A 25497-nucleotide genomic window follows, 5' to 3' on the forward strand; every position below is an offset into this window, starting at 1 on the left:
ATTCCATCTTTAACACTATAATTATAGCGTTAAAGTTAAAAATATACAATATAAAATTTAAACTACGCATATGTCCGCATAGAACTATCCATAATAACCCATATAAAGTGAAACTTTAATCAGTGGGGGTTTTCTTCATCCCCCACTGATTATTAGTTGAACCAATCGGACTTTTATGGGCAGTTGATCCCCCATCTAAATTCTTTGCTTTCGCTGTATTTTGAGATGGGGGTCTTACTGCCCATTAAAGTGGGATAATACATGACAAGGAGTAAGCGAACAAATGGGGTCTTATAATAAATGGATACGTGGTGAAAAATCTTTTTCTGCACAAGAGCAAGCTGATCACCAATTAAAAAAATCTATTTCTTCTTCTCTTTCCCTTAATCTAAAGCACTTGTCCAAACTGTTTAGCGGTATTCCAGAATTAATTACACGCACTTTTCCGTTAAAAAACGGCAAAGAAGCTGCACTTATATATATGGAAGGACTTGTAGATAAAACTGTTATTAACATTGATATTCTTCGCCCACTCCTATTTAAAGAGTGGAATGAGGACGATTTTTGGGAATCCTCCGTTACAATCGGGAATATAAAGAAAGTTCAGCAGTGGGCAGACATTGAACAGTCCCTTTTACACGGAAAAAGCATTTTATTCATTAATGGACAACTTACAGCTTTAGAACTAGATACGCAATCTGCACCAAAAAGGAGTATTGAAGAACCGACTACAGAAACTTCCATAAAAAGCTCACACGAAGGTTTTAATGAAGTAGCGAGCGACAGTCTTGCACTTATTCGTCGCTATATTCCAAATCGCGAATTGAAAGTGAAGGAATTCACTGTTGGTGAACGAGCTACTTCAAAGGTTTTTTTGCTATACCTAGCAGACACTGCAAATGAAGATGTCGTACAAGAAATGGCATGCCGTATCGAATCCATTAAAGTGGATGCCATTCTTACTACCGGAGAATTAGAAGGATTTGTTGAAGATAATTCCTATACTCTCTTTCCGCAATTATCTATCACTGAACGCCCTGACACAACGGCCCATCATATTTTGGATGGACGAATTGCTGTTGTTGTAGATCGCTCACCAGGCGTATTAATTGGACCTATGACCTTTTCAGCTTTTTTTCAGACGATAGATGATTACAGCTTTAGGCCAATGATTCCATCTTTCATTCGATTACTTCGTTTCACTGGATTATTTATTGCAATATTTGCACCAGCTCTTTATATTGCTATGATTTCCTTTCATTATGAAGTGATTCCACTTAAATTATTGTTAACAATTGGAGAATCTCGAGCTAAAATTCCTTTTCCTCCTATATTAGAAGCACTTTTGATGGAATTAGTACTTGAAATGCTCCGCGAAGCTGCGGTTCGGCTTCCTGGTCCCGTTGGACAAACGATCGGCGTCGTAGGAGGGATTGTCATTGGACAAGCCGCGGTTCAAGCAGGAATCGTAAGTAATGTTATGGTTATCGTCGTATCTATTACTGCAGTCGCTTCTTTCATCATTCCTAATATGGAAATGTCGGCAGGAATTCGGCTTCTTCGATTCCCAATGATGGTAATCGCTTCTTTATTTGGTGTCATTGGCATTATGGTCGGAATGGCAGTTATCATCATCCATATTCTTTCTATGGAATCACTTGGTGTACCATATGGTAGTCCTTTTTCTCCGTCATTTGCTTCGGATTTAAAAGACATTCTCATACGTTCCCCATGGAAAATAATGAAAAAACGACCACTCTCTCTTAACTTGAAACAAGAAAACCGACAACGAGATATGAAGGAAAGGAAGGAAAAGAAGTGACAAATCGCGCAAAGAGGGAGATCACTTTATTTCAATACATTCTAACAATTAGTGGTGTTCAAGTTGGATTTGGTGTACTCACACTTCCACGTGAAGTTGCACAAGGAGCCAATACCGATGGCTGGATGTCAATTATTATTGGGTGGGCTATAACTACTTGTGTAAGTCTTTGCATTATACAAATTATGGCGAAACATCCTGGTTATTCTTTACTTGATGTGTTAACACGTAATTTTGGGAAATGGCTAGGAAAAATAGCGATGCTACTTTGGATTTTATATGCTGTACTTGCAGCTGTTTCTTTAATATTCTCCCTCTTATACGTTATTCACATTTGGATTTTACCTAGATCTCCCATGTTTTTAATTATGATGTTACTATCTATTCCAATGCTTATGCTCGCATGTAAAGGTGTTCTTATTATTAGCCGCTATGCTGTTTTTACTGTCTTCTTTACGCTCTGGATGCCATTATTATTATTTATCCCGCTTAAAGACGGGCATTGGGTTTATCTTCTTCCTCTCCTGAAAGAGGGATGGATGCCCGTTTTCAACACAGTAAAATCAACTATTATTGCGTTTCTCGGATTTGAGTTTGCATTTGTCCTTTATCCTTACCTCAGTAATAAATCATCTGCAAAAAAAGGAATCGTTCTTGCGAATTTGATTACGCTATTTGTTTATCTTCAAGTCACGTTCGTCTCTTTTGTTTATTTTAGCCCGGATGGTATAACAAAGTTTTTATGGCCCACTCTTTCTCTTGTTACACCCTTTCACTTTTCATTTCTGGAACGGTTTGAAATTATCTTTTTGTCATTTTATCTCTTCATTATTTTTGATTCTTGCATTCCCTATATTTTCACTGCTTCAGATGGAATCAATCAATTACTTAACAAAAAAGGGAGTTCATTGCCTGTTTTGTTTTTATTATTCGGGTGTGTTTTCGTTTTATTCTTTTATATCCCATCCTCGTATCAAATAAGTGCATTACGAGAATTTTGGGGAACTGCAAGTTATTTTATCGTTTTTCTATTCCCAGTCGTATTTCTCTTATACATGACACTTTATCAGCATTGGAAAAGGAGAAAAATTTAAATGAGACGCTTTATTTTCACTATATTTTGCTTTCTCATAACCTTTTTAACAGGATGTGGAGGAGATCGGCTCGACTTAGAAAAACAATCCATTTCATTAATTTATGGGTTTGACGCAAAAGCAAAAGGAAAATTAATTGTGTACCACGTAAACCCTATTTTTAATGAAGATGTGGAGAAAAAATACGAAGCTCATGAAGCGACAGTACATACCCCTCGAGAAGCAAAAGCAACATTTAATAGTTCAAGTAGCGGTTTAGTATCTACAGAAAAGTTACAGCTCATTTTATTTAGCACGAAGTTTTTAAAACAAGAAGGCGCTATGCCTTACCTTGATGTTTGGTATCGCGACCCTAAAAATACTGGAAATATGCGCATGGTTGCAGTTGACGGTCCAATTTCTTCCGTTATATATAATAACTTTAAAGATAAGCCTGCACTTCCTGAGTATTTAACAGATTTAATTAATACGAACAAACTATACAATCGAACCGCGTTTACGACATTCCATGAATTTCATAGGCAAACTTTTAATAAAGGTATAACACCTGCTATCTCAGAAATAAAAAAAGGAAAAAAAGATATTATCGTTACCGGTTCCGCACTATTAACTTCTCGCGGAATCTATAAGATGTCTTTAAATCGATATGAAAGTGCCCTCCTTCTTCTATTACAAAAGAAGGCCAATACACCAGTTTCTCTTACAATGAAGATCCCTTCTACTCAAGTTGAACGTAATAGTGATTTAAAAGATACAGAAGGCAAAGATTTCGTAACAATAAATGTTCTTAGCATGAACCGTGACATTCACACAGGTTATAACGATAATCACTTCAAATTTAATATTGCAATGGATTTTAAAGTTTCCGTATCTGAACTTACATTCAACATGGATATAGACAAAGATAGAAAGAAATTAACCTCTCTTATTACAAAACAGCTAAACAAAGATTTAAACGATTTAATCCACAACATTCAAAAGCAGCAACTTGATCCGTTTGGATTTGGTGATTATGCGAGAGCGTTTCAATTTAAAGAATGGAAAACTGTCGAAGATGATTGGCCACGTGCCTTTTCAAAAGCTAATGTGAAAGTAACTCCTACTATTAAAATTTTAGAAAACGGGATCATTAAATAGAAAAAACACGCTACTTACTCTTATACGTGTAAAGAGTAAGTAGCGTGTTATCATTTTTATTTTGAAACTTCTTATACAGTTACGCTTCTGTTTCTGGTTCTTCGTTTTCCGCTTGTTCTAATCTTTGCTGCTCCGCAAGTTCAGCTGAAATCATTCCATAATAAATTTCTGGATACAATCCAAATATTTGATATACACTTCCTAAAAACGGCATCGGAATCCCTCTTTTCTAAAGTTGTATTGCCACTTTTAAGGATTCCCTTTTCATTCATTAAACATTCGTTTTTGGTGTTTCCTCTTCATCATAAACGCTTAATAAATTTTGCCACTTTTTATAAGGAGCACTATTTGGGTCTACATATCCTTTCGCATACGAACGATCCCACAATTGTTTAATAAACATTTCTTTCTCTTTCTTTGCAACCATATCGGCACCTGTACCGTAATAGTTTTGAAAATACAACTCAATTTCATCAAGGAATAGCCTTAATAATTCATCAGAAGTTTCTTCTAGCGTTGGGTCATATTTCGCTTCACGATCATACATTAAAATCATATCTAAAATATTATGGACATGCTCTTTACGAAGCCACCTAATATCTTGAGCACCTAATACAAACGGATGTGTATATAAATGTCCGCCCTGTATCATAGCTTTTTCTTGTTCTTCTTCAAATCTGGACAAGATGTTTTCATAAATAAACGGATTATGAAGCAATGCCCTGTGTAATTTGTAACTTTCACTTGAAATATTTTTTCCCATCGACTGAATTAAGAAGCTACGCCCAACGCCGTTATATTGATACACGAACTGACCATCAACAGCAACTAAACTAATCCAGCGATACATATACGCGTATAGAAGAGCTCGATTACATTTATCGTAATCCAACTTCGTTTGTGTTGCATTTAAGTCTGGCATGAATGCTGGTAAGTGCCAATACTTATCTAAATGCGGCGTTAAACTAGATTTTTTACTATTCAACTTGTTTACACGGCGATAGTATGACTGAAAATAATCACCTTTATCATTCATAAATCCATTTGCAATGTGTCCAGACGAAAGCTTAGGAAAGTCTTGCAACGATAAACCGTAATGCGCACGATAACAAATGACTTCAAATGGCGAAAAAGCTTCATGTACTGTATCTTTTTCTTTAAACATTTCTTGAATTAATTCCTCTTGTAGTTCTTTCTTTAAAGATGGATGTATACCCCAATATTGTAATTCCCTATGATGTGAAACTTTCGGCACAAATGGACTAGCTAAATGGAACAAGTCTTCAATTTTTTCACGGACGTATTCATCACGATCACGCTTCTTATAATCCGCTTCTTTTCGTAACGCCTCAACGATATTCAGTTCTAACTTATCGCGATAGCGTATTTGTAATTCATCATAGCAATAACTTAGTATGTGCTCACGATAAAAGTCTTCTACCTTTTTCGATTGAATCTCTTCTGTTTTCGCATCCCGGCAATATTCCCCGTATAAACTCATATAAATTTCCGCAGATATATCTTTCGGTAATACTCCTAAATTTAAATGTTGCTGCATATCTTGCCATATTTTTTCTTGTAACTTCTCTTCAGCTAATACGTATACATTCGTTGGGTTTGTTTTCCCTTCAAATTCCTTGCTTCGTTTTTGAATTTCGAACAATAGATTTTCACGTGTTTCGTGTAAATTATCAAAAAACCTTTCCCAATATTGAATCATTTTATTAACTGCTTGATATAGTGATTGATACACGAGTTCTAATAGCATTTCTTTACGGTATTCGTTTAATTTGTGTACGTACTGCGTTACAATATCTTCAAATTCCTTTTTAAATAAACGCTGCTGATTATTCATCATTTTTCCAAACCAACCTTGTTGTTGCGCAATTTCTACTCGGCGTACAGCTGTTACCGTTCCATCAATGTTACTCACATTAAATTTCTTATCGTAGTTTTGAATTAAATTACGCTTTTGTTCATTATTTTCGTGTAGTCGATTCATTTTTTCGACTAACTGCTTTCGAATTTCATACAACATAAAACGAGTTGCTACTGGATGAACTGGATCTGTTTTCTTTAAAAACCATGTATTTAATTGATATGACTGGCCTTCAGAACCACTCGGTGAAAAACGGTCTGATTCAATCATGTCATATAAAAGTGTCGTTACATGTTCATGTACACGGCTCGGAATCGCATACGCATATAAACGAACCGCATGATCCACCCTTGCTACTTCACCTTTCATTTGTTCCATCATTTTCAGTTTCGCAGCCGAAATTTTACACTCATGCTGCAGACGATTTAATTCCTCATCTTTTTGCACCGTACGCTGTACATAACTTTCTACAGCTTCTAAAAACAGTTTAGATTTCGCAACTCCAACCTTACCGCCTTCTGCTCCTTCACGCGTTTCATTATACATTTGTCTATAGAAAATATGAGCTTGCTCTGGACGAGTAGCAAGATGTTCTAAATCTTCTAAATAACTCTTCCCACGCTCTGGCTTTTCACGCTGCATACCACGTTTTACATCTTGATCGTATCTTTGTTTCTTCTCTTGAAACAGTTGATCTAAATGAAGCCAAGATTCATCTAAACCTTGCACTGCCCATTTTAAAGCACAATATTTTAACACGTGCTCATACGGATAAATAATCTTTGCTGTTCCTGCCCCGCAATATCGCCCTTTCCCGCTCGATTCTGCTAATTGCTGAATTTGATTATCTTCCTGTGCAAAATGATTTGCAGACATCGGACTAAATAACTGTAAATAAATCGTATTTGCCATTTGCTCCATATAATCCGATAAATTGTGCAGATGGTGTCCATGTAAGTTTTCGTAATCGTATAAGAAACAATAATTGTACGGTAAATGATGCTGTTTAATCGTATGATTCGTTCTTCCGTCTTCATCTACTTGATCAGGACGATACTCTAATTCAATCGTGACGCCACCGCGTTTTGATAATTCCCCCGTAGAACCAAGCGTAATGGCATGTAATTCTTTTAAAGATGCATAGCCGTTTGCTTGCACCGTTTCAAACTCTTTCGCACTAACCGTTCTCGTTTTCACTAACACATCCGGCATTAGAAACGCACCGCGTATTAAAATGTTGTGATGCTGCAGTTTTTTCCGAAGCATTTCACGTAAATATAATGCAATTTGTAGAAACATCCCTGAACCTGTTCCGCCCGCTAGTGATGTTACTATAATGACACGCACTCCATATTCGGTTTGATCGCTTGTAACCGGAAAAATCTTCTCAATTTCTTGCCAAAAGGAGGTCAATTTATCTTCTTTCATCGCAGCTCGTAACGCTAAACGGGAAATGACGCGTAACTGTCCTGCCCCTTCTGTCAGTGGTTTATCAAGTATTGTAGGGTCCATCGGAAACCACTCGGGAATCGTTGGATCTCCCGCAATATACTCTCTTGGCGTTTTACTTGAACTCGTTTGTGTTTTAAACTTTCGAATATGATCAAATTTACTCAATGTATTCACATCTGTATCAAATACGTGCATTGCTACCTTTTTTCGGCGCTCCTCAGGTAGTCTTTCATATATTTGATGTGTTACAGTACTACCGATTCCACCTAAACCAATTAATATCGTTGGAACTTGTAACGTCATGTGAACCACCTTCCTATTCTTGCTTGTTTGAAAAGAGGAGGGAAAGCTAAAATACCCCTCTTTGCCCTATCTACTATTCACACTCGTACCTGTAAATCTCTTTACCATATCCTCTATCAATTACTAAAAGTTCATTTGGATATAGCGTCTTATGCTCCATTCCAACCTCATCCTCTGTTATAAACATCCCATCAATAATCATTCCTACTACTTGTGACTCTTTCGCTACAAATATTGATTTCGATCCTTTCTTTGCTATAAACGTAACAGATTGCACAGTCTTTCTTTCTGCCCTAAACGGAATGCCAAAATAGTGCTTCCACCATTTATTTTTAAGTAACTCTGGTTCAGATTGATATAACCAATCTTTCGCTACCTCTTGATCCCATTCGTAATACAATAGTGCTTTCCGGTGAAATCTTGGACGAACAATCCATCCTAAAACGATTATTCCTACTACTAACAGTAATAAAGTGATAGGAATAACAAACTTAAAGATAAGCGCATATTTTTCATAAAACGGTGCATTTTGAATATGAAGTGAAATACTTTTCTTTACTTCTTGTAATTTTGAATCCTGCACTACGATGGTAGCTTCTACGGTGCCGGTATCTGTAAAATTGAATGTGTCGGAGTAATGAGGTCGAGGATAAATATAAATTTGATTACCATGTTGTTTTATTTCATAGTTGATTGATTGTTTAGATGTGACACCAGTAGATTTTATTAGTTTCTTTACAGCCCCTTCTGTCATCGGCTTACCATCTAACTGTGGTTGTATAATAAAGGGTTTACTATTCTCTAAATTTGTTACTTTTTCTTCATAATCTTTCGTAATAGTTTGCAGTGATAATTTTGGTTTTTCCGTTACTTCGACTTTAAATTCTTTCGTCTGTCTGTAAAATCCCTTTATGTTCATATGAACTTTCCCGCGCACTAACCCTTTATCAATCTTCGTTTCGTAGTAAAATACATGTTTTTTATCGTCCCACTTCATCTGGTACTGTTTTCCGTCTATTTCTACTTCTGCCTGAAAATATGAAGACTGAATTGGTAATTCGGTAGGCTTCGCTTCAATAACAGCGGTAACACCTTCGTACATTTCTTCCACATTTTTTTGACTACGATCATCTTTGTCATAAGTAGAAACAGTATAGTTAAGCGCTGGTTCAACTAGTACTTGTAGTCCTTCTTTCTCAATATCTCGATCCACCTCTATCGTATAAGTTCCTGGTTTAATAACTTCCTGATTTTCCGTACTGATATGAACTATATTTCCGAATAATTTCGCTTCTCCTGGTGCATGTATGGAATAGGAAGATTGTAATTGTAACGGTTTAGAAATTTGTGTGACCTGATAATCGGGCAGAGAAGGCGATTGTCGTACAAGCGTCATACGCTTTAATGGAAATGGTGTTGTAATCTCTACTTTCTTCCCTACTACTTTCGTTTTTACAATCGATTCAACAGAAGAGAACGGATCACGATTTGCAACTAATGCAGCCACTTGATTGACGCTTTTTACAATACCATCCTCTCCACTAGATGGCATCGCTACTCCGTTTATCTCTTTCTTCCATATCTCTTTAAAGGTATTTAGTTGTGCCTTTTCTTGCTGTCCTAAATCCTCTTCCATTGTAATTAAAATTGGATGTAATGAGATCTTTTTTGCATCCATATCCTTCTTAAACTGTGCTAACTTCTGCAAGATTTGTTCTTTTCCGCCAACCTTATCTTTCTCTAAATCATTAAATGCCCCGTCAGTTAAGACAATAAGCCAAAATTCACGTTTTCCATCTATATCTGCTTCCTTTTTTATTGATTGCATCGCCGTTTCTACTGCGCTAAACGGAGTATTTAAATACGTTTTCCACGCTCCAATTCCCTCAATTTCTGTTTGTCTCTTATCCTTCGTTAACGAAATGTTTAACGGATCATTCGGCTTGCTCATTGGAACGTAAGAAAATTTATCTTTTTCATCTAATAGCGCAACTAAACTTTGCAAAGCGTAATTGGCATATTTCCAGCGATCGTTATTTCTCATGCTGCCCGAATCATCATATACAAGTGAAACGACCCTTTCCTTTGCCTCCTCTCCTTTTGCAAAAGTCCAAAAAGGATGTAACCATATAAATAGAAACAACATGAATGTGGCACAAATTCGAATTTTCATGATGAGGCTTCGCCACCTTTGTAGACAAATTCCTATGTTTAAATTTATGAGAGGAAACAAGATATATGACTTGTATTTTAGGACAACTAACATGGCATAACTTTATTATGTAAACAGTTATATAAACTGAATATGATTCCTTCTAGCGTTTTCTATCCGATACTATAAGTAAAAAAGCCTGTTTAAGCTCTACACTTAAAACAGACTTTTCCTACTTTTCATATTGAAAACACATAACAAAAAGTTTGATTTTGAATTAACACATCACTTCAATTGTAAATCCACCAGGTGCTTCAACATAAAACGTATACGCATGTGCATGCTTAGGAGGTTCGACCAAAAAGCCATCCTCCTGCAATCTTTGATTCATCTTATTTACTTGTTCTTCATTTTCTTGAGGAAACCCTACATGAAATGTTTGTGGATAATGTACGTCTTTCCCTTTCATTAATGTTAATATAAACCCATCATTATCACGCAAAACTGCAAAGCCATTTCCCCTTGTTCCACTACAAGTTAAACCAAAATATTTTTCTAAAAACTCTCTAGCAGCTACTACATCTGAAACTGTTAAATTAAGATGTTTAATTTCCAAACCATCACCACTTTTCTTAATTTTCTAACATTTTATCATAAAAATAAAAAACACGCCTTTCACAGCGTGTTTCATTGCTTCACATACACTTCAACAACCGGATTATCTTTATTATCCGCATGCAAGCGTATTTTCTCTTCACTTGTACTATAAATACTAGCTAATAACATAATTGTTAGCACATTAGGAGTTTTTGCATCGCTTCCGTATTTTCTTTCAAGTGCTTCCTTATATTCAAAACCCAAATCCCCCTGCACATATGTATACACTTCAAAGCCATCTTCTAAATTGCAAACTACTGTATCAATTATATCTGCCCCTACTTGCTTCTTCATTTCCTCTCGCAATGCTTCAATAAATTCTTCCCACGGTACTTCGTATGTCTGAAACTGATCTGTAGATTTCATTGCCTTTTCCTCCTTATATATCCTTCTCCTATATTTCCCCTTTCCTATAACAATTATGATAGATAGGGCATTCGTACAAGCCGCACTTGTCCCCTTTACATATCGTATTACTGTAATGGGGAAGGAGGAAAGAACATGCATAGACAAAAATGTTACGATACGTGCCAACGTTATTTCGGTAAAGTCGTTCGAATTGAAGATCGTGATGGTCGCATTCATTTAGGTAAAATAATTGATGTGACAAAAAGCTCTGTATGGATTGAACCAGTGCAACAGCGCTCATCTTTTGATACAGGATTTGGATACTATGATGCTTATGCAAACGGTGGCTGTGATCTTTGCGGCGGCATTAGCAGATGTGATAGCTGTGGATTTGGTTGTGGTGGTGGTGGATTCGGCGGCTGTGGATGTGGCGGTCGTGGTTGCGGTAATTGCGGCGGCTGGGGAGGCGGCGGTTGTGGATGGGGCGTTGAACTCGGATTTGGTTTCATCTTCGGAATTACATTAGCTGCATTATTTTTCATTTAACATAGTAAAGAGTTGACTAACTTTAGCCAACTCTTTTTATTTATTTTTCACATATAAAAATACGATGACCTAAAATATGTTGGTACATAAGTCGTACATTTTCATGCTGTACCCATGCCTCATATAATTCATTGGGAATATGCGCGGATATATTCCATTCTGGCTCTTCTATATAGCCCGAGATTGTTTCTGCAATTGTACCACCGCCAGCAATTGTAATTCTTTTAAAATTTGCTTTCTGAAATAATTGCACCCATTCATTCTCAGTTAATAGGTCTTTCATCCCGTATAATTGGGCAATTTTTTCTTCCTCACTCTTCTCAATGTGCCTGTCAATAATCATTTCAATGACAACTAGCTTGCCATCCTTCTGTAATACACGATAGCACTCTGAGATCACCATTTCTTTCTCCGTAAAAGCGAGTATCGATTCTCCGAGTATGAACTCAAATGAATCATGCACACAAGGTAATTGCTCTACATTCCCTTCAATTAACTGAATGTCTAGTCCTTCAATTAACCATCTATCTTTCGCCTTTTGAATCATAATCTCATTCTTTTCAACCGCCGTTACTTTATAACCACATTCTTTTGTCATATACGCGGCTGTTTTCCCCGTACCGCACCCTATCTCAAGGACATTCGCTCCAAATCTAAAAGGTAGTTGCGTCAACAATTGTTTTGTTAACGTAAAGCCACCAGGGTGAGCACTCCCTATTCCGTAATAAGCTAGGAAATCGATGTAAGCATTTCGTTCCATGGGATTCTCCCTTTTTAATTTTATATATTCGAGGAAGGAATAAAAGTGCATAGAAAAAGCATTTTCAAGTGCTATAAATACCGCAACTTGAAAATGCTCTTCTCTTTTTTATTTCTCTTCAATATACGCCCATTTGAAGCTATATTCCGGACTAATATTATGTTTCACAATTCCCTTTATATTTGGTTTCATAACATATGATTTAGCACTTTGATATAAAGGTACAAGCGCTACATCTTCCTCAAGTAACAATTTCTCTGCCTTCCCTAACTCTGTCCAACGTTTTTTTGCATCAGCCATCCATTCTGTCTTACTTTTAGTAATAATGTCATCATATTTTGAATCTGAGTAGCTCATCTGGTTCTGAGAATTTGTCGTTTCAAACATATCAAGATACGTCATTGGATCCGCGTAATCTGGATTCCAGCCACCATATGAAAAATCATAATCTTGGTCTGATTCTAATTTTAGCTTTTGCTTAAATGGTTGCAGTTTAATATTTACTGTCACGCCTTTTAGATTTTTTTCAACTTGATCTTTTACATACTCCCCAACCTTTTTCGCATTACCAGTATCATAATTTAACAGTTCAATTGTTACTTGATCTTTTCCAAGTTCTTTTTTCGCTTCTTCCCAAGCTGCCGCTGCCTTTTTAGTGTCTTGTTTTAAACCATTCTTGAACGTTTCTGCGAAATCTTTACCATCTGGTCCACTCGCTAAACCTTTTGGTACTAAGTAATCCACTGGTTTTGAACCATCATTTAAAATGACATTCGCTAAAGCTTTCTTATCAATTGATAATGCAATTGCTTCACGTAATTTTTTGCTCTTTAACGGTGTATCTTGCCCGCCACGTTTTTGGTTTAGACGTAAGTAAAACGTACTTGTTTCCGAATACGCACCAAACTCTTCTTTATTATTTCTATACTTATCAACAAATTCTCCTGATAAAAGGGCGAAATCAATCGCACCTGTATCATATAAATTCACTCTAGTAGCCGGTTCTTTTACTACACTATAGTTAATTTCTTCTAGTTTTACAGTCTTTTTGTCCCAATACTGATCATTTTTCTTTAATTTCCAGCCTTGCTCATGTTTCCAATCAGTAAGAACGAACGGTCCGTTATATACTGTTGTATCAGACTCTAAACCAAACTTATTCCCTTTTTCTTTTACAAACTTTTCATTTAATGGATAGTATGACGCAAATGCCATTAAGTTCAAGAAGTATGGTACTGGTCTTTCTAATTCCACTTCAAGTGTATAATCATCTACCGCTTTTACACCTAATGTAGCAACTTCTGCTTTTCCTTGATTAATTGTTTCTGCATTTTTAATATAGTAAGCAATAAATGCATACTCAGCAGCTGTTTTTGGATCTACGAGACGTTGCCATGCAAATACGAAATCTTTCGCCGTTACTGGATCACCGTTTGACCATTTTGCATCTTTCCGTAATTTAAATGTATACTTTTTACCATCCTCGCTTTTTGTGCTAGATTCTGCTACAGCTGGGATTGGCTTATTATCTTTATCAAGGCGATATAAACCTTCCATTGTATTCCCTAAAATTTGTGCGCCAAGTGTATCTGTACTTTTAGAAGTATCCATCGTCGGAATTTCATTCGTTTCTGTACGATTTAGCACTTGCTTCGCTGCATATTTTATATCAGATTTCTTCTCTTCCCCGCCATTATTAGACGTTGTAGTCGATTTCTTCTCCCCACCAGATCCAGAAGAACATGCTGTTAACGCCATACTCATTGCTAAAACTGGCACTACAACTGCCGTTAGTTTTTTCATTTTTTTCTTCATTCTTGTACCCTCCCCAATTATATGTACGAAACTAACTTTGAGAGATTTTCTATGAACTTAGTTATTAATACTTTTTCACCAATTAACATCTTGGTAAATATCCTCACTTTTGAAGTTTCCATTATTTTATTTTCATAGTAACTATGTATTTTACTATTACTACTATACAGATTCTCCCCCATCTACTATATGTCAGTACTACTTTTCTTATTCTTCTCTATTTAATTGAATAGAAAAAGAGCGTGTTAAAAGTGAATTATTTACTTTTAAACACACTCTTTTTTATTATTTCCCTTCCGTTACATAAGCCCACTTAAAGCTATATTCTGGACTGATGTTATGTTTCACAATTCCTTTTACATTCGGCTTCATTACATACGCTCTTCCTGTTTGGTATAAAGGAACTAATCCTGCATCTTCTTCAAGGAATAATTTTTCTGCTTTCCCTAAAGCTTCCCAACGCTTCTTCGGATCTGACAATAATTCATTACCCGCTTGTTTAACCATTTCATCGTATTTTGGATTCGAATAACTCATTTGGTTATATGGGCTCTTCGATTCAAACATATCAATAAATGTCATTGGATCTGAATAATCTGGGCTCCAACCTGCAAACGAAACTTCATAATCTTGTGCTGACTCTAATTTTAATTTTTGTTTGAACGGCTGAATTTTCGTGTTAACCGTTACACCTTTTAAGTTTTTCTCAATTTGATCTTTAAAGTAGTCAGCAATCTTTTTCGCAGTTCCATCATCATAGCTTAGTAATTCAATTGTCACTTGATCTTTTCCAAGCTCTTTTTTCGCTGCTTCCCAAGCTGCTGCACCTTTTTTCGGATCATATTTCAGACCATTTTTAAATGTATCTTGATAATCTTTACCGTCTGGTCCTGTCGCAAGTCCTTTTGGTACTAATTGATCTGTTGCTTTTGAACCGTTATTTAAAATAACATTTGCTAAGCCTTTTTTATCAATTGATAATGCGATTGCTTCACGTAGTTTTTTGCTCTTTAACGGTGTATCTTGTCCGTTACGCTTTTGATTTAAACGTAAGAAGAATGTACTTGCTTCTGAATACTCACCGTACTCCTCTTTGTTTGATTTATATTTATCAACAAATTCTCCTGATAATAGTGTGAAATCAATTGATCCTGTATCATATAAGTTTACTTTCGTCGCAACTTCTTTTACTACACTGTAGTTAATTTCTTCTAATTTTACAGTCTTATTATCCCAGTACTTATCATTTTTCTTTAGCTGCCATCCTTGTTCATGTTTCCATGAAGCCATAACGAACGGTCCATTATACAACGTTGTATCTGCTTCTAAACCGAACTTATCACCTTTTTCTTTTACGAATTTCTCATTTAAAGGATAGTATGACGGGAATGCCATTAAATTCAAGAAATATGGTACTGGTTTTTCTAATTCTACTTCTAGCGTATAATCATCTACCGCTTTTGCTCCTAAATCTGTTAAAGGTTTTTCACCTTTATTAATTGCTTCTGCGTTTTTAATATAGAAAGCAATAAACGCATATTCTGCAGCTGTATTTTTATCGAGTAAGCGCTGCCAACCGTATACGAAATCTTTCGCCGTTACAGGATCGCCATTCGACCATTTTGCATCTTTACGTAATTTAAATGTATATTTTTTGCCATCCTCACTTTTCGTACTAGATTCTGCTGCAGCTGGGATCGGCTTATTATCTTTATCTAATCGATATAAACCTTCCATTGTGTTCCCTAAAATTTGAGAACCTAATGTATCAGTAGATTTTGAAACATCCATCGTCGGAATTTCTTGATTCTCTGTACGATTTAACACTTGTTTCGCTGCGTATTTAATTTCAGATTTTTTCTCTTCCCCACCACCACTAGACGTCGTAGTTGATTTCTTCTCCCCACCAGATCCAGAACACGCTGTCAACGCCATACTCATCGCTAAAACTGGCGCTACAACCGCCGTGAACTTTTTCATCTTTTTCTTCATTTTTGTACCCTCCCCAATTATATGTACGAAACTAATTTTGATAGATTTTCTAATAACTAGTTATCAGAAAATTCTTATTAATTAATATTCTACTAATTTTTCAGGTTTTGTAAAGTTATTTTTAAAATATTCTAAAAATTATTTTTTTGTGATAGTAAATGAGGAAAATTTTTATAGTAACAATTATAAAAATTTTCCTCATTTACTATCAACATACCATTCCACTTGTACTTATTGGTTTGTTTACATGTAATCTCATAATAAAAAAGCATTCCAAAAGTAGTCTACTTTCGGAATGCTTTTTCAACTTATTATTTTTCAGTTACATAAGCCCATTTAAAGCTGTACTCCGGACTAATATTATGTTTAACAACCCCTTTTACAGTCGGTTTCATTACATAAGATCTAGCGTTTTGATATAATGGTACAAGTGCTACATCTTGCTCGAGTAATAATTTTTCAGCTTTTCCTAGTTCTTCCCAACGTTTCTTCGCATCACTCATTAACTCTCCGCCGGCTTTTTTAACCATTTCATCATATTTCGCATCAGAGTAGCTCATTTGGTTGTGAGAGTGCTTAGATTCAAACATATCTAAATATGTCATTGGATCTGCATAGTCTGGGCTCCATCCACCATATGAAATATCATAATCTTGATCCGATTCTAATTTTAGTTTTTGTTTAAACGGCTGCAGTTTAATATTTACTGTTACACCTTTTAAGTTTTTCTCAATTTGATCTTTTACATATTCCCCAACTTTTTTCGCATTACCAGTATCATAGTTTAAAAACTCAATTGTAACTTGATCTTTTCCAAGTTCTTTTTTCGCTTCTTCCCATGCAGCAGCTGCTTTTTTCGCATCTGGCTTAATACCATTTTTGAATGTTTCTTGGAAATCTTTACCATCAGGTCCACTTGCTAGCCCTTTAGGTACTAAGTAATCAGCTGGTTTCGATCCATCATTTAAAATAACATTCGCTAAATTCTTTTTATCAATCGATAAAGCAATTGCTTCACGTAATTTTTGGCTCTTTAATGGTGTATCTTGCCCACCACGTTTTTGATTTAAACGTATGAAAAATGTACTTGGTTCTGAATATGTTCCAAACTCTTCTTTATTATTTCTATATTTGTCAACGAATTCTCCAGTCAGTAAAGAGAAATCAATTTGGCCACTATCGTATAAATTCACACGAGTTGCTGGCTCTTTTACAACACTAAAGTTAATCTCATCTAATTTCACAGTCTTTTTATCCCAATATTGATCATTCTTCTTTAGTTTCCATCCTTGTTCGTGTTTCCAATCAGTAAGAACGAATGGGCCGTTATAAACTGTCGTATCAGATTCTAAACCATATTTATCCCCTTTTTCTTTTACGAACTTTTCATTTAGTGGATAATATGACGGGAATGCTACTAAGTTTAAGAAGTATGGTACTGCTTGTTCTAATTCTACTTCAAGTGTAAGATCATCAACCGCTTTTACACCTAATGTAGAAACTTCTGCTTTCCCCTGGCTAATTGCTTCTGCATTTTTAATCGGGAATGCGATAAATGCATACTCAGCAGCTGTTTTTGGATCTAATAGACGTTGCCATGCAAATACGAAATCTTTCGCTGTTACAGGATCACCATTTGACCATTTTGCATCTTTACGTAATTTGAATGTATATTTTTTACCATCCTCACTCTTCGCGCTTGACTCTGCCGCAGCTGGGATTGGTTTGTTCTCTTTATCTAATCGGTATAAACCTTCCATTGTGTTCCCTAACATTTGAGAACCTAAAGTATCTGTACTTTTCGAAGTATCCATTGTTGGAATCTCATTCGTTTCTGTTCGATTTAGCACTTGTTTCGCTGCTAATTTTTCTTCTGATTTGCTATCTCCACCAGAGCTAGAATTTGTGCTTGTCTTCTTATCTCCACCTGATGTAGAACATGCTGTCAATGCCATACTCATTGCTAAAACTGGTGCTACAACCGCTGTTAGTTTTTTGATTTTTTTCTTTTTCACTTTCTGTACCCTCCCTAATTCTTAACGCTCTCATTTAAGAATTTTCTGATAATTCTGTTTTTCTTTATATATTTATCTGAAGATTCTTATTAACTATTATTCTACTAATTTTTTGAGTTTTGTAAAGTGTTATTATTGAAAATTTTTAAAAAATTATTTTTTTACAGTAATATTCATAAAAATTCCATAATATTTCGAAACACTATATCTCATTGAATTCTATGTATTGATTTAATAGCCTTTATATCCCTCCACTATAAAACAGTTGTAAATTATTGTTAATAAATAATGTATATCGTAACAAACCTCTTTTCTACAAAAATAAAAAGCAGACATTACGCCTGCTTCAATTCTCTTCAATCTGCTTTTCACTTAGTCCTAGATGTGTTCTAAGCGTATTACTCAAACTCTGTAGATCTCTTTTATTAGGGTTATAATAATATACACGTTGCCCATTTGGACCGTTAGGTAAATATAAATCGTCACCAGCTAATTGTATTTTTTCAACTGAACCGTTTAAACCGTACTTATAAAATGATAAAATATCATCCATTACTAAGTTTGTTTTAAAATCACCGTCAACCGCCTCAACCATTTTTTCTAATTTCGTAATCGAACCTACACTTTTTAATTTACTTAACATCGCTTCAATAACAAGCTGTTGGCGCTGACCTCTCATTGCATCACTATCAATATGACGCGTTCTTGCCAGTGCAAGTGCTTCTTCCCCTGTTAATTTTTGTAGTCCTTTTTTCAAATGAATCGCATCAGGCTCATCTTTACTATTTTGCTCCGTAAATTCAACTGGGACATCTACTTCAATCCCATCTAACCCATCAACAATTTTAGTAAATGCATTAAAATTGAACTTCACAAAATAATCAACAGGCACTTGTAACAATTTTTCTACCGCTTCCACTGAAGCTTGTGGTCCTCCATCTTTACCATTTTTAACGAAACCACTTCCATATGCATGCGTTATTTTATCTTTTTTCTTTTCAACTGGAACATATGTATATGTATCACGTGGTATGCTCGTTAATTTCACTGTCTTATCATCTTTATTAAAAGTAGCTAGCAGTAGCGCATCTGTATGAAAAGCACCATTATACTCCTTTTGTCGTTCTTGATTTTCATCAATTCCCATAATTAAAAGTGAAACATTATTTGCAATTGGTTTTACGGCTTTCTCACGTAAATGTGATTTTTCACCACGTGCTAAATGTAAACTAGATTTTTGTACGAGATTAGAAGTTTTCATATACACATAAACACCATATCCCACTCCGCCAAATAGTAATACTACTAACAATACACTTATTATCATTGTCTTTTTATATTTTCTTTTATTTTTCTTTTCTCTTGAAGAAGAGGTATTCTCCATATAGTTCCCTCCGTTTTCTATTCATCTAATATGTTTTTCAATTTTTCATACTTAGCGCTATCCTTTTGAAATACATTCTCTTTCAATCCTTTGTTTATTTGTATCCATTCAGTCGTAATCGAATATTGAATCATACCTTCGTGGAAACTAAGAAACTTTAGCATAATCCCCGTATTTTTCTCTACAACCATTTCAAATTTTCCTTTTAAATCTTCAGATGTACTTACAGGCATTTCTATGTTTATTGTCCCTTCTATTTTGTAACAATCCAGTCCAAGATACTTCGTTTCTTTATAATTCCAATCTTTATATCGAATTAATAGATCAGCAAATTCTGATTGAATACTATACTTAGCAAATCCCACATATTCATCATCATATCTTTTTTTCTCGCCTGATTTTCTCAATAATCTTTCCGTAGGATTTAATTTTAATAGTTCATAGTTTCTTTCTTTTGGGCTCCATTTTGTCTCTTTATATGTATACTTTTCATCATCAAATTCTTTTTTCTTGCCCTCGTTATATATAATTGTTCGTTTTTTCGCTAGTTTATCTTCTTTCGCAGAGATCCCACTTTGTTGCTCCGTATCAATCACATATTTGTATGTTGTAGCAATTCTTGACGAGCTAGAATATTCTTCAAATTGTCCTGAAATGTTTTTAAAATGATCAATAGAATCCAGCATCTTTTCATGAATTTTTTCTTTATCTGGATAATTTATATTCAATTTTATTTCCTCTTCATTTTCATAATCAGAAAACGCCTTTTTCTTTACATATTGAAATACTCCGCCATTTTGAGCAAAAATTTGATCAGAGAACTCCGACATAGATACGATTGAAAGCGCTAGAATAGCAGCACTTATAACCATCATATAAACTCTGTAACCTTTCTTTTTTACCGGAAGATTATGTAGTGTACGATTAATCTTTTCATTTAACTCTGCCGGTACTATCACATTCTCTTCTTTTATTCTCTTTTTTAATTTCTCATCGAATAATTTTTCGTTATCCATCCTATACACCCCCTATTCCATCTTTAATTGTTTTTGCAGTTGTTCCCTCGCACGTGATAATCTCGATTTCACTGTTCCTTTTGGTATTTCTAAAAGCTTCGCTACACTCTCTTGATTCATATCTTCATAATAATAAAGCACCGTAACAGCTCTTAATTCTTCATGTAACGATTGAATCGCATTACACAAATCTATATCTTCATACTGATCACACGCACTCATATTGTAATCATTCTCTTCTGTCACAATTACCTTTTTATACGCTCTAATAATATTGTTACACTCATTCATTAAAATTCGAATTAACCAAGTTTGAAAAAACTCTTCTTTTTTTAATTTTTTAATATTTTCATAGGCTTTTAAAATTGTTGCCTGTATCGCATCTTCTATATTTGTCTCATCACGTAACATAGCCTTTGCAATGCGATACATCTTCACTTTTTCTGTATGTATAAGCGCCATAAACGCTTCATGATTACCTTTTTTCGCTAAAGAAACATCGGTTTCTTCTTTTACAATCATTTTATATAAAGGGATTACTTTCACAATTGCTCCTCCTGTTTCATCCTCACTTCAAATTTAACTTTACATGTATTAGACGGATGAGCCTAGAAAAAGGTTCATTTTTTTGAATATTTTCATAAAAAAAGATAAACATTCTTCATGTTTACCTTTACTCAGATGTAATTCTAAGGAAATATCCATCTGGATCCGTAACTTTAAATCCCCTCATCTCCCACGGATACGTTTGAATTTCTTCTTGTATTGTGCACCGCTTCTCTTTACAACGTTCATATACTTCTTCAATCCGATTGACAACAATAATTAGTTCAAAGCCATTCCCCTTCATTTCTTTTCGATTGTAAAAATAGTGATTTTCATTCAATCTTGAATCACTGACTAATAATAAAGAAAACTGGTCATGATTAAAACGTGCTCCATGCATACTTCTTTTATACAACTGTAAACTAATTACTTCTTCATAGAACAATAATGACTTCTCAATATCATTTACATATAGCTGAACCCGGAACAAATGATTCATTCGCTTCCTCCTCATCAAAAAAAGCCCACTCTATCAGTGGACTTTCTACTCTACAACGGTAAATCCCTCTTTCTAAACACTACAATTGCTACGATGAAAATACAAAGGGCTCCAGCAGTTAAACCTATACTCACTGGCCATATATTATACGTTCCCTCAGCAATTTCTTTCGGACGAAATAGCGTAAATAATGATATATTTCTCATCCACTCTAACTTATCGCTTAATTTACCTACCATATCTGTTACGCAAAATAAAATAGTTAAACTTGCTGAATAGCTAAGTGCCTTTCTTTCGTCATTACATATGCAAGAAAAGAAAAAGGAATAAGCACTAACGACTAAAAATATGAGCCCTCCGACTACATTTATCTTCAGGAATAATTCTTTATTTAAGTTATTATCTGGTAGAAACCATTCTGCACCTACTATACCCGCTACATACGTAACAGTTACTATAATTAGTAGTCCCAATATAAGAATAGCCGCTTGTGTGATTGCAATTTGCACTCTAGATACAGGTGTTGCTAGCAAGTATGCCATTGCTCCTTTATCTACATGACGAGCAATTAAATGTGTTGCAACTGTTACGCAAAATATTGTTAAAATAATAATAAACAATAGACTATAATATTCGCCAGCTAAAAAATCCATTACATTTTGAATAGGACTTTCCATGCCAACAATTTTTTTCACACTATCAGGCATAGCACTTATTAATTCATTTAACCCTTTCGCCGATACCATTGAAGGGAATATCCAAATTAACAACCATAAATATAGAGCTGCACCGGTTGCATAACTCAAAATACTTTTTTGTGTTTCTTTCAAACTAGCTAAAAACAATTGCTTATTCATGCTTTACCCCTTCTTTCTTATCGTAATAATGCATAAATAAATGTTCTAAATCCATTGCTCTCGTTTGAAGTGCCGTTACATTATAGTTTGAAAGTGTTTGTAAAACAGCTTGATAGTTTCCTTGTACAATAATCGATGCTTCTCTTCCTTTCACCGCTTCAAATTGCAAATTACATTGCGCCAGAGATTCAATCTCTTCTTGCGATGATACGGTTACATCTATTACCTGTCGTCTCATACTTTGTAAATCATGAATATTTTCAACCGTTACAAGGCGACCATCTTTAATAATCGCTACTCGATCACACGTACGCTCAATTTCAGTGAAAATATGCGACGACATAAGAATTGTTTTTCCTCTTTGTTTTTCCTCTACTATTAAATCTATAAATACTTGCTGCATAAGTGGATCGAGCCCTGATGTCGGTTCATCCAAAATTAACACTTCTGGATCATGCATAAAAGCAGCAACAATCCCTACTTTTTGCTTCATTCCTTTAGACATTTTTCGAATCGGCGTTTTCACATCAAATTGCAGACGTTCTATTAATTCATCTCTTCTTTTCGTATCCTTAAGCCCACGCATTCCTTGCATTAACTTTAAAAACTCTAATCCGTTCATTCCTTCAATAAAAGAGATTTCTCCTGGTAAATAGCCAACTTCTCTTTGAATTTTCGCTGCTTCATTCCAACAATCTAATCCAAAAATTGTCGCTTTGCCATCTGTCGGTTTTATAAATCCCATTAAATTACGAATCGTTGTGGATTTCCCGGCACCATTTGGTCCTAAGTAACCGAATACTTCTCCTTCTTTTACATCAAATGTAATATGAAACAAACCTTTTCCATTTGAAAACTGTTTTGTGACATTTTGAACTGAAATCATAATTCCACCTCATTTTTTGAAATATTAAATATGTGATATTTCAAAATTATTGTACTCCTCATCTTTCATATTCGCAACAACTTTTTGAAATATTTATATGTCCATATTTCAAAATTATTGTTTTCCATTATTTTTTCTTGTATATTTTAATTGAGGTGATTGCATTGAACGGCTTTGAAAAAGTGAAAGAAAAGAAAAAACGTGCCATTAAAGAGGCCGCCTTCTTATTATTTTCAGAACGTGGATTTAATGAAGTGAAAATAGAACATATTGCAAAAAAAGCAAACGTTTCTCAAGTTACCATTTATAATCATTTCGGAAGTAAAGAAGCGTTATTTCGAGAGCTTATACAAGAGTTTATTATATCTGAATTTCAATATTATAAAGATCTTGCAGCGGAAAAATTACCTTTTCATGATATGATGCAAAAAATGATTGTAAGAAAAATGAATACTGGTGGGTTATTTCAGCCAGATATGTTACTACAAATGATGCAAAGAGATGAAGAGCTCCGAGAGTTTATTTATAGTTATCAAAACGAAAAAATCCTACCTTGGTATTTAGAAATATTAGAACAAGCACAGCAAAAAAATGAAATTAACCCTCACCTGACTAAAGAAATGATGTTGCTATACATTCAAATGTTCACTAAATTAGGTGATGATTTTGGAGCACAGCTTCTTGAAGGAGATCGCGAAAAACATATACAAGATATCGTTACGATGTTCTTTTATGGACTGTCCGTCCCAGAAAAATAATGTTTCTAAAGAACAAATAACATCACAAAAAAGCCCTTTAGATATTTAAATCACAAGGGCTTTTTCATGTCAAAATTTATCTTATAGAAGTTAAATGCTGCTTTATAGATAATACCTTATTATAGATTAACTCTTTTAGCATAACTGGCTGAATGGAGATAATTGTTTCACCGAAATTCAGAAAGTAACTTGAAATAAACTCAACTTCTTCCTTGTTAAAATAGCCTGTTATACTATAATTTTCATTTTCTTTTTTTATCTTCATAGAAGGATAATTCTCTTTATCAAAAATGTCTTTTCCTTTTTGATTAACAATGACAATAAAATCAGTTGCATCAGGCTTTCTATGAAAATTAGTAAGATAACTTAACAATTCTTCAAGATTTTTTGGATTCGTATTGCTTGTTTCCTCAATAGAAAGAATTTTATCACATCTAATGATTTGAACATGATTTGTCTCAAAGTTAAAGATTTTAGCATACCACTGGCCAAATTTAGATTCGATTCGAATAAATTGGGCGACCAATACTTTCTCCGCATCTTTTTTTAAATATGTTAAATGATAAACTCGCTCAGCAAAAATCCCCTGTAAAATTTCTTTTAAGAACGGACTAAAATTACTATGATTTGTTACTTCAAAAGAAAGTGTTCGTTCCATAATTGAAATATTTTTACTCACATTTTCAGGTAATACATGCTTAAATTTATTTTCAAGCGCAATACTTTCTATATTAAATGGTTTTGTCTTGTATCCATTTAATGTGAGAATCGAAAAGTATAACGCATACATTTCATCCACACTAAAATAAATTGGCGATAACACACTATTTTCTATAATTTTATAACTTCCATTTCTACCTAATTCAGAATATATTGGTACACCTATTTCTTCCAATGATTGAATATCTCGTAAAGCTGTACTTTTAGAAATAGCATATCTAACCATTAAATCCTTTAAATTAAAATGCCTTTTATTATTTAAGAAAATAAGCATATCATTAATTCGTTCCGTTTTTTTCATATTTCCCTCCCGAAAGGTGTCATGTATTGAAACCTTTTTAGTCTATATTATAATTATTAACTAATAAAGGAGTTGTATATGTATGACATTAGAAATAGCTATTTTTCTTTCAATGAATGGGCATGCAAAAGAGGCAATTAATTTTTATACACGCAATTTAGAAGCTAAGAAGTTAATGATTGTTACGTATGAAGAACTGGCGAAAAGAGATCGTTCTTTTAAAATTACAAGTGAAAATAAGGATCATATTGCTCACTCTGTTTTACAAATCGGAAATACAAAGCTAATGATAGCAGAAGATACAATGAATCCTACTGAACGTTATAACGTTGGAAATAATATGTCACTTTGCATTCAAAGCGCTAATTTAGAAGAAATACAAAGGTTTTATAATAATTTAATTTCCGATAAGAACGTGAAGGTAATCGCTCCACTAGAAAAAAATATATTTAGTGAAGCATATGGGATTATTGAAGATCCTTACGGCATACAAATTCAGCTAATGTATGACAAACGATTAAGCTAAATAATTAGTCATTTTCACATTTCCCTAATAAA

The 25497-nt window shown here is 34.5% G+C and carries 22 protein-coding genes; 6 read left to right on the top strand and 16 right to left on the bottom strand.

Annotated elements, in window-relative coordinates:
- Nucleotides 1-283: 283 nt before the first annotated feature.
- The 3 genes from ACHZK0_RS17090 to ACHZK0_RS17100 are packed head-to-tail and all read left to right on the top strand — an operon-like array spanning nucleotide 284 to nucleotide 4053.
- Entirely contained in the window at nucleotides 284-1822 is a 1539-nt protein-coding gene (locus ACHZK0_RS17090) for a spore germination protein (protein ID WP_262741587.1), read from the top strand.
- Complete coding sequence (locus tag ACHZK0_RS17095) at nucleotides 1819-2916, top strand: endospore germination permease (protein WP_262741586.1); 1098 nt, start codon at nucleotides 1819-1821, stop codon at nucleotides 2914-2916. Before ACHZK0_RS17090 ends, ACHZK0_RS17095 begins: the two co-directional genes overlap by 4 nt.
- Nucleotides 2917-4053 (top strand): Ger(x)C family spore germination protein, encoded by a 1137-nt coding sequence (locus tag ACHZK0_RS17100; RefSeq protein ID WP_270342899.1) that lies wholly within the window; start codon nucleotides 2917-2919, stop codon nucleotides 4051-4053.
- A 79-nt stretch (nucleotides 4054-4132) separates the two neighbouring features.
- Here the strand turns inward: ACHZK0_RS17100 and ACHZK0_RS17105 are convergent, their stop codons facing one another.
- From ACHZK0_RS17105 to ACHZK0_RS17125, 5 genes are all read right to left on the bottom strand, one after another.
- Nucleotides 4133-4267, bottom strand: a complete 135-nt coding sequence (locus ACHZK0_RS17105; RefSeq protein WP_001116178.1) for a hypothetical protein — start codon at nucleotides 4265-4267, stop codon at nucleotides 4133-4135.
- Nucleotides 4268-4324: 57 nt separating this feature from the next.
- The gene (locus ACHZK0_RS17110) at nucleotides 4325-7687 is read right to left on the bottom strand and encodes a tubulin-like doman-containing protein (protein ID WP_270342894.1); all 3363 of its coding nucleotides are present in this window, start codon (nucleotides 7685-7687) and stop codon (nucleotides 4325-4327) included.
- 73 nt (nucleotides 7688-7760) lie between these two features.
- Nucleotides 7761-9860, bottom strand: coding sequence for a vWA domain-containing protein (locus ACHZK0_RS17115; RefSeq protein ID WP_395760738.1), 2100 nt, complete (start codon nucleotides 9858-9860; stop codon nucleotides 7761-7763).
- A 256-nt stretch (nucleotides 9861-10116) separates the two neighbouring features.
- Nucleotides 10117-10455, bottom strand: a complete 339-nt coding sequence (locus ACHZK0_RS17120; RefSeq protein ID WP_270342887.1) for a VOC family protein — start codon at nucleotides 10453-10455, stop codon at nucleotides 10117-10119.
- A 71-nt stretch (nucleotides 10456-10526) separates the two neighbouring features.
- Complete coding sequence (locus ACHZK0_RS17125) at nucleotides 10527-10862, bottom strand: hypothetical protein (RefSeq protein ID WP_262741582.1); 336 nt, start codon at nucleotides 10860-10862, stop codon at nucleotides 10527-10529.
- Nucleotides 10863-10997: 135 nt separating this feature from the next.
- Between ACHZK0_RS17125 and ACHZK0_RS17130 the strand changes: the two genes are divergently transcribed.
- The gene (locus tag ACHZK0_RS17130; protein WP_098342909.1) at nucleotides 10998-11390 is read left to right on the top strand and encodes a hypothetical protein; all 393 of its coding nucleotides are present in this window, start codon (nucleotides 10998-11000) and stop codon (nucleotides 11388-11390) included.
- Nucleotides 11391-11430: 40 nt separating this feature from the next.
- On the opposite strand, the gene ACHZK0_RS17135 is transcribed toward ACHZK0_RS17130, so the two are convergent.
- From ACHZK0_RS17135 to ACHZK0_RS17180, 10 genes are all read right to left on the bottom strand, one after another.
- Nucleotides 11431-12150 carry a class I SAM-dependent methyltransferase gene (locus tag ACHZK0_RS17135; RefSeq protein ID WP_395760739.1) on the bottom strand — a complete coding sequence of 240 codons (720 nt, stop codon included), beginning with the start codon at nucleotides 12148-12150 and terminating at the stop codon, nucleotides 11431-11433.
- Nucleotides 12151-12258: 108 nt separating this feature from the next.
- Nucleotides 12259-13965: a peptide ABC transporter substrate-binding protein gene (locus ACHZK0_RS17140; protein WP_262741580.1), complete on the bottom strand. Its 1707-nt coding sequence runs from the start codon at nucleotides 13963-13965 to the stop codon at nucleotides 12259-12261.
- A 285-nt stretch (nucleotides 13966-14250) separates the two neighbouring features.
- A complete protein-coding gene (locus ACHZK0_RS17145) occupies nucleotides 14251-15957 on the bottom strand; it encodes a peptide ABC transporter substrate-binding protein (RefSeq protein ID WP_262741579.1) in 1707 nt (568 codons plus the stop codon).
- A gap of 311 nt (nucleotides 15958-16268) precedes the next feature.
- A complete protein-coding gene (locus ACHZK0_RS17150; RefSeq protein ID WP_270342877.1) occupies nucleotides 16269-17972 on the bottom strand; it encodes a peptide ABC transporter substrate-binding protein in 1704 nt (567 codons plus the stop codon).
- A gap of 346 nt (nucleotides 17973-18318) precedes the next feature.
- Nucleotides 18319-19356, bottom strand: a complete 1038-nt coding sequence (locus ACHZK0_RS17155; RefSeq protein ID WP_395760740.1) for an LCP family protein — start codon at nucleotides 19354-19356, stop codon at nucleotides 18319-18321.
- Nucleotides 19357-19373: 17 nt separating this feature from the next.
- Nucleotides 19374-20372: an anti-sigma factor gene (locus ACHZK0_RS17160; RefSeq protein WP_262743451.1), complete on the bottom strand. Its 999-nt coding sequence runs from the start codon at nucleotides 20370-20372 to the stop codon at nucleotides 19374-19376.
- A 12-nt stretch (nucleotides 20373-20384) separates the two neighbouring features.
- Entirely contained in the window at nucleotides 20385-20918 is a 534-nt protein-coding gene (locus ACHZK0_RS17165; RefSeq protein ID WP_144535205.1) for a sigma-70 family RNA polymerase sigma factor, read from the bottom strand.
- Nucleotides 20919-21045: 127 nt separating this feature from the next.
- Entirely contained in the window at nucleotides 21046-21417 is a 372-nt protein-coding gene (locus tag ACHZK0_RS17170) for a VOC family protein (protein WP_262743452.1), read from the bottom strand.
- Nucleotides 21418-21467: 50 nt separating this feature from the next.
- Nucleotides 21468-22274 carry an ABC transporter permease subunit gene (locus ACHZK0_RS17175; protein ID WP_395760741.1) on the bottom strand — a complete coding sequence of 269 codons (807 nt, stop codon included), beginning with the start codon at nucleotides 22272-22274 and terminating at the stop codon, nucleotides 21468-21470.
- Complete coding sequence (locus tag ACHZK0_RS17180) at nucleotides 22267-23160, bottom strand: ABC transporter ATP-binding protein (RefSeq protein ID WP_061679907.1); 894 nt, start codon at nucleotides 23158-23160, stop codon at nucleotides 22267-22269. Before ACHZK0_RS17180 ends, ACHZK0_RS17175 begins: the two co-directional genes overlap by 8 nt.
- 137 nt (nucleotides 23161-23297) lie before the next feature.
- On the opposite strand from ACHZK0_RS17180, the gene ACHZK0_RS17185 reads away from it, so the two are divergent.
- Complete coding sequence (locus ACHZK0_RS17185; protein WP_262743454.1) at nucleotides 23298-23918, top strand: TetR/AcrR family transcriptional regulator; 621 nt, start codon at nucleotides 23298-23300, stop codon at nucleotides 23916-23918.
- A gap of 76 nt (nucleotides 23919-23994) precedes the next feature.
- On the opposite strand, the gene ACHZK0_RS17190 is transcribed toward ACHZK0_RS17185, so the two are convergent.
- Nucleotides 23995-24939 carry a helix-turn-helix transcriptional regulator gene (locus ACHZK0_RS17190; RefSeq protein ID WP_262743455.1) on the bottom strand — a complete coding sequence of 315 codons (945 nt, stop codon included), beginning with the start codon at nucleotides 24937-24939 and terminating at the stop codon, nucleotides 23995-23997.
- An 82-nt stretch (nucleotides 24940-25021) separates the two neighbouring features.
- On the opposite strand from ACHZK0_RS17190, the gene ACHZK0_RS17195 reads away from it, so the two are divergent.
- Nucleotides 25022-25465, top strand: coding sequence for a VOC family protein (locus ACHZK0_RS17195; protein ID WP_262743456.1), 444 nt, complete (start codon nucleotides 25022-25024; stop codon nucleotides 25463-25465).
- Nucleotides 25466-25497: the final 32 nt, after the last annotated feature.

The sequence above is a fragment of the Bacillus sp. 3G2 genome (assembly GCF_044324725.1).
Lineage (GTDB): Bacteria > Bacillota > Bacilli > Bacillales > Bacillaceae_G > Bacillus_A > Bacillus_A mobilis.

Coding starts and splice junctions, on each gene's coding strand:
- ACHZK0_RS17090 (WP_262741587.1), top strand. CDS start 284: ATGGGGTCTTATAATAAATGGATACGTGGTGAAAAATCTTTTTCTGCA.
- ACHZK0_RS17100 (WP_270342899.1), top strand. CDS start 2,917: ATGAGACGCTTTATTTTCACTATATTTTGCTTTCTCATAACCTTTTTA.
- ACHZK0_RS17105 (WP_001116178.1), bottom strand. CDS start 4,267: ATGCCGTTTTTAGGAAGTGTATATCAAATATTTGGATTGTATCCAGAA.
- ACHZK0_RS17110 (WP_270342894.1), bottom strand. CDS start 7,687: ATGACGTTACAAGTTCCAACGATATTAATTGGTTTAGGTGGAATCGGT.
- ACHZK0_RS17115 (WP_395760738.1), bottom strand. CDS start 9,860: ATGAAAATTCGAATTTGTGCCACATTCATGTTGTTTCTATTTATATGG.
- ACHZK0_RS17125 (WP_262741582.1), bottom strand. CDS start 10,862: ATGAAATCTACAGATCAGTTTCAGACATACGAAGTACCGTGGGAAGAA.
- ACHZK0_RS17130 (WP_098342909.1), top strand. CDS start 10,998: ATGCATAGACAAAAATGTTACGATACGTGCCAACGTTATTTCGGTAAA.
- ACHZK0_RS17135 (WP_395760739.1), bottom strand. CDS start 12,150: ATGGAACGAAATGCTTACATCGATTTCCTAGCTTATTACGGAATAGGG.
- ACHZK0_RS17140 (WP_262741580.1), bottom strand. CDS start 13,965: ATGAAGAAAAAAATGAAAAAACTAACGGCAGTTGTAGTGCCAGTTTTA.
- ACHZK0_RS17145 (WP_262741579.1), bottom strand. CDS start 15,957: ATGAAGAAAAAGATGAAAAAGTTCACGGCGGTTGTAGCGCCAGTTTTA.
- ACHZK0_RS17155 (WP_395760740.1), bottom strand. CDS start 19,356: ATGGAGAATACCTCTTCTTCAAGAGAAAAGAAAAATAAAAGAAAATAT.
- ACHZK0_RS17160 (WP_262743451.1), bottom strand. CDS start 20,372: ATGGATAACGAAAAATTATTCGATGAGAAATTAAAAAAGAGAATAAAA.
- ACHZK0_RS17170 (WP_262743452.1), bottom strand. CDS start 21,417: ATGAATCATTTGTTCCGGGTTCAGCTATATGTAAATGATATTGAGAAG.
- ACHZK0_RS17175 (WP_395760741.1), bottom strand. CDS start 22,274: ATGAATAAGCAATTGTTTTTAGCTAGTTTGAAAGAAACACAAAAAAGT.
- ACHZK0_RS17180 (WP_061679907.1), bottom strand. CDS start 23,160: ATGATTTCAGTTCAAAATGTCACAAAACAGTTTTCAAATGGAAAAGGT.
- ACHZK0_RS17190 (WP_262743455.1), bottom strand. CDS start 24,939: ATGAAAAAAACGGAACGAATTAATGATATGCTTATTTTCTTAAATAAT.
- ACHZK0_RS17195 (WP_262743456.1), top strand. CDS start 25,022: ATGACATTAGAAATAGCTATTTTTCTTTCAATGAATGGGCATGCAAAA.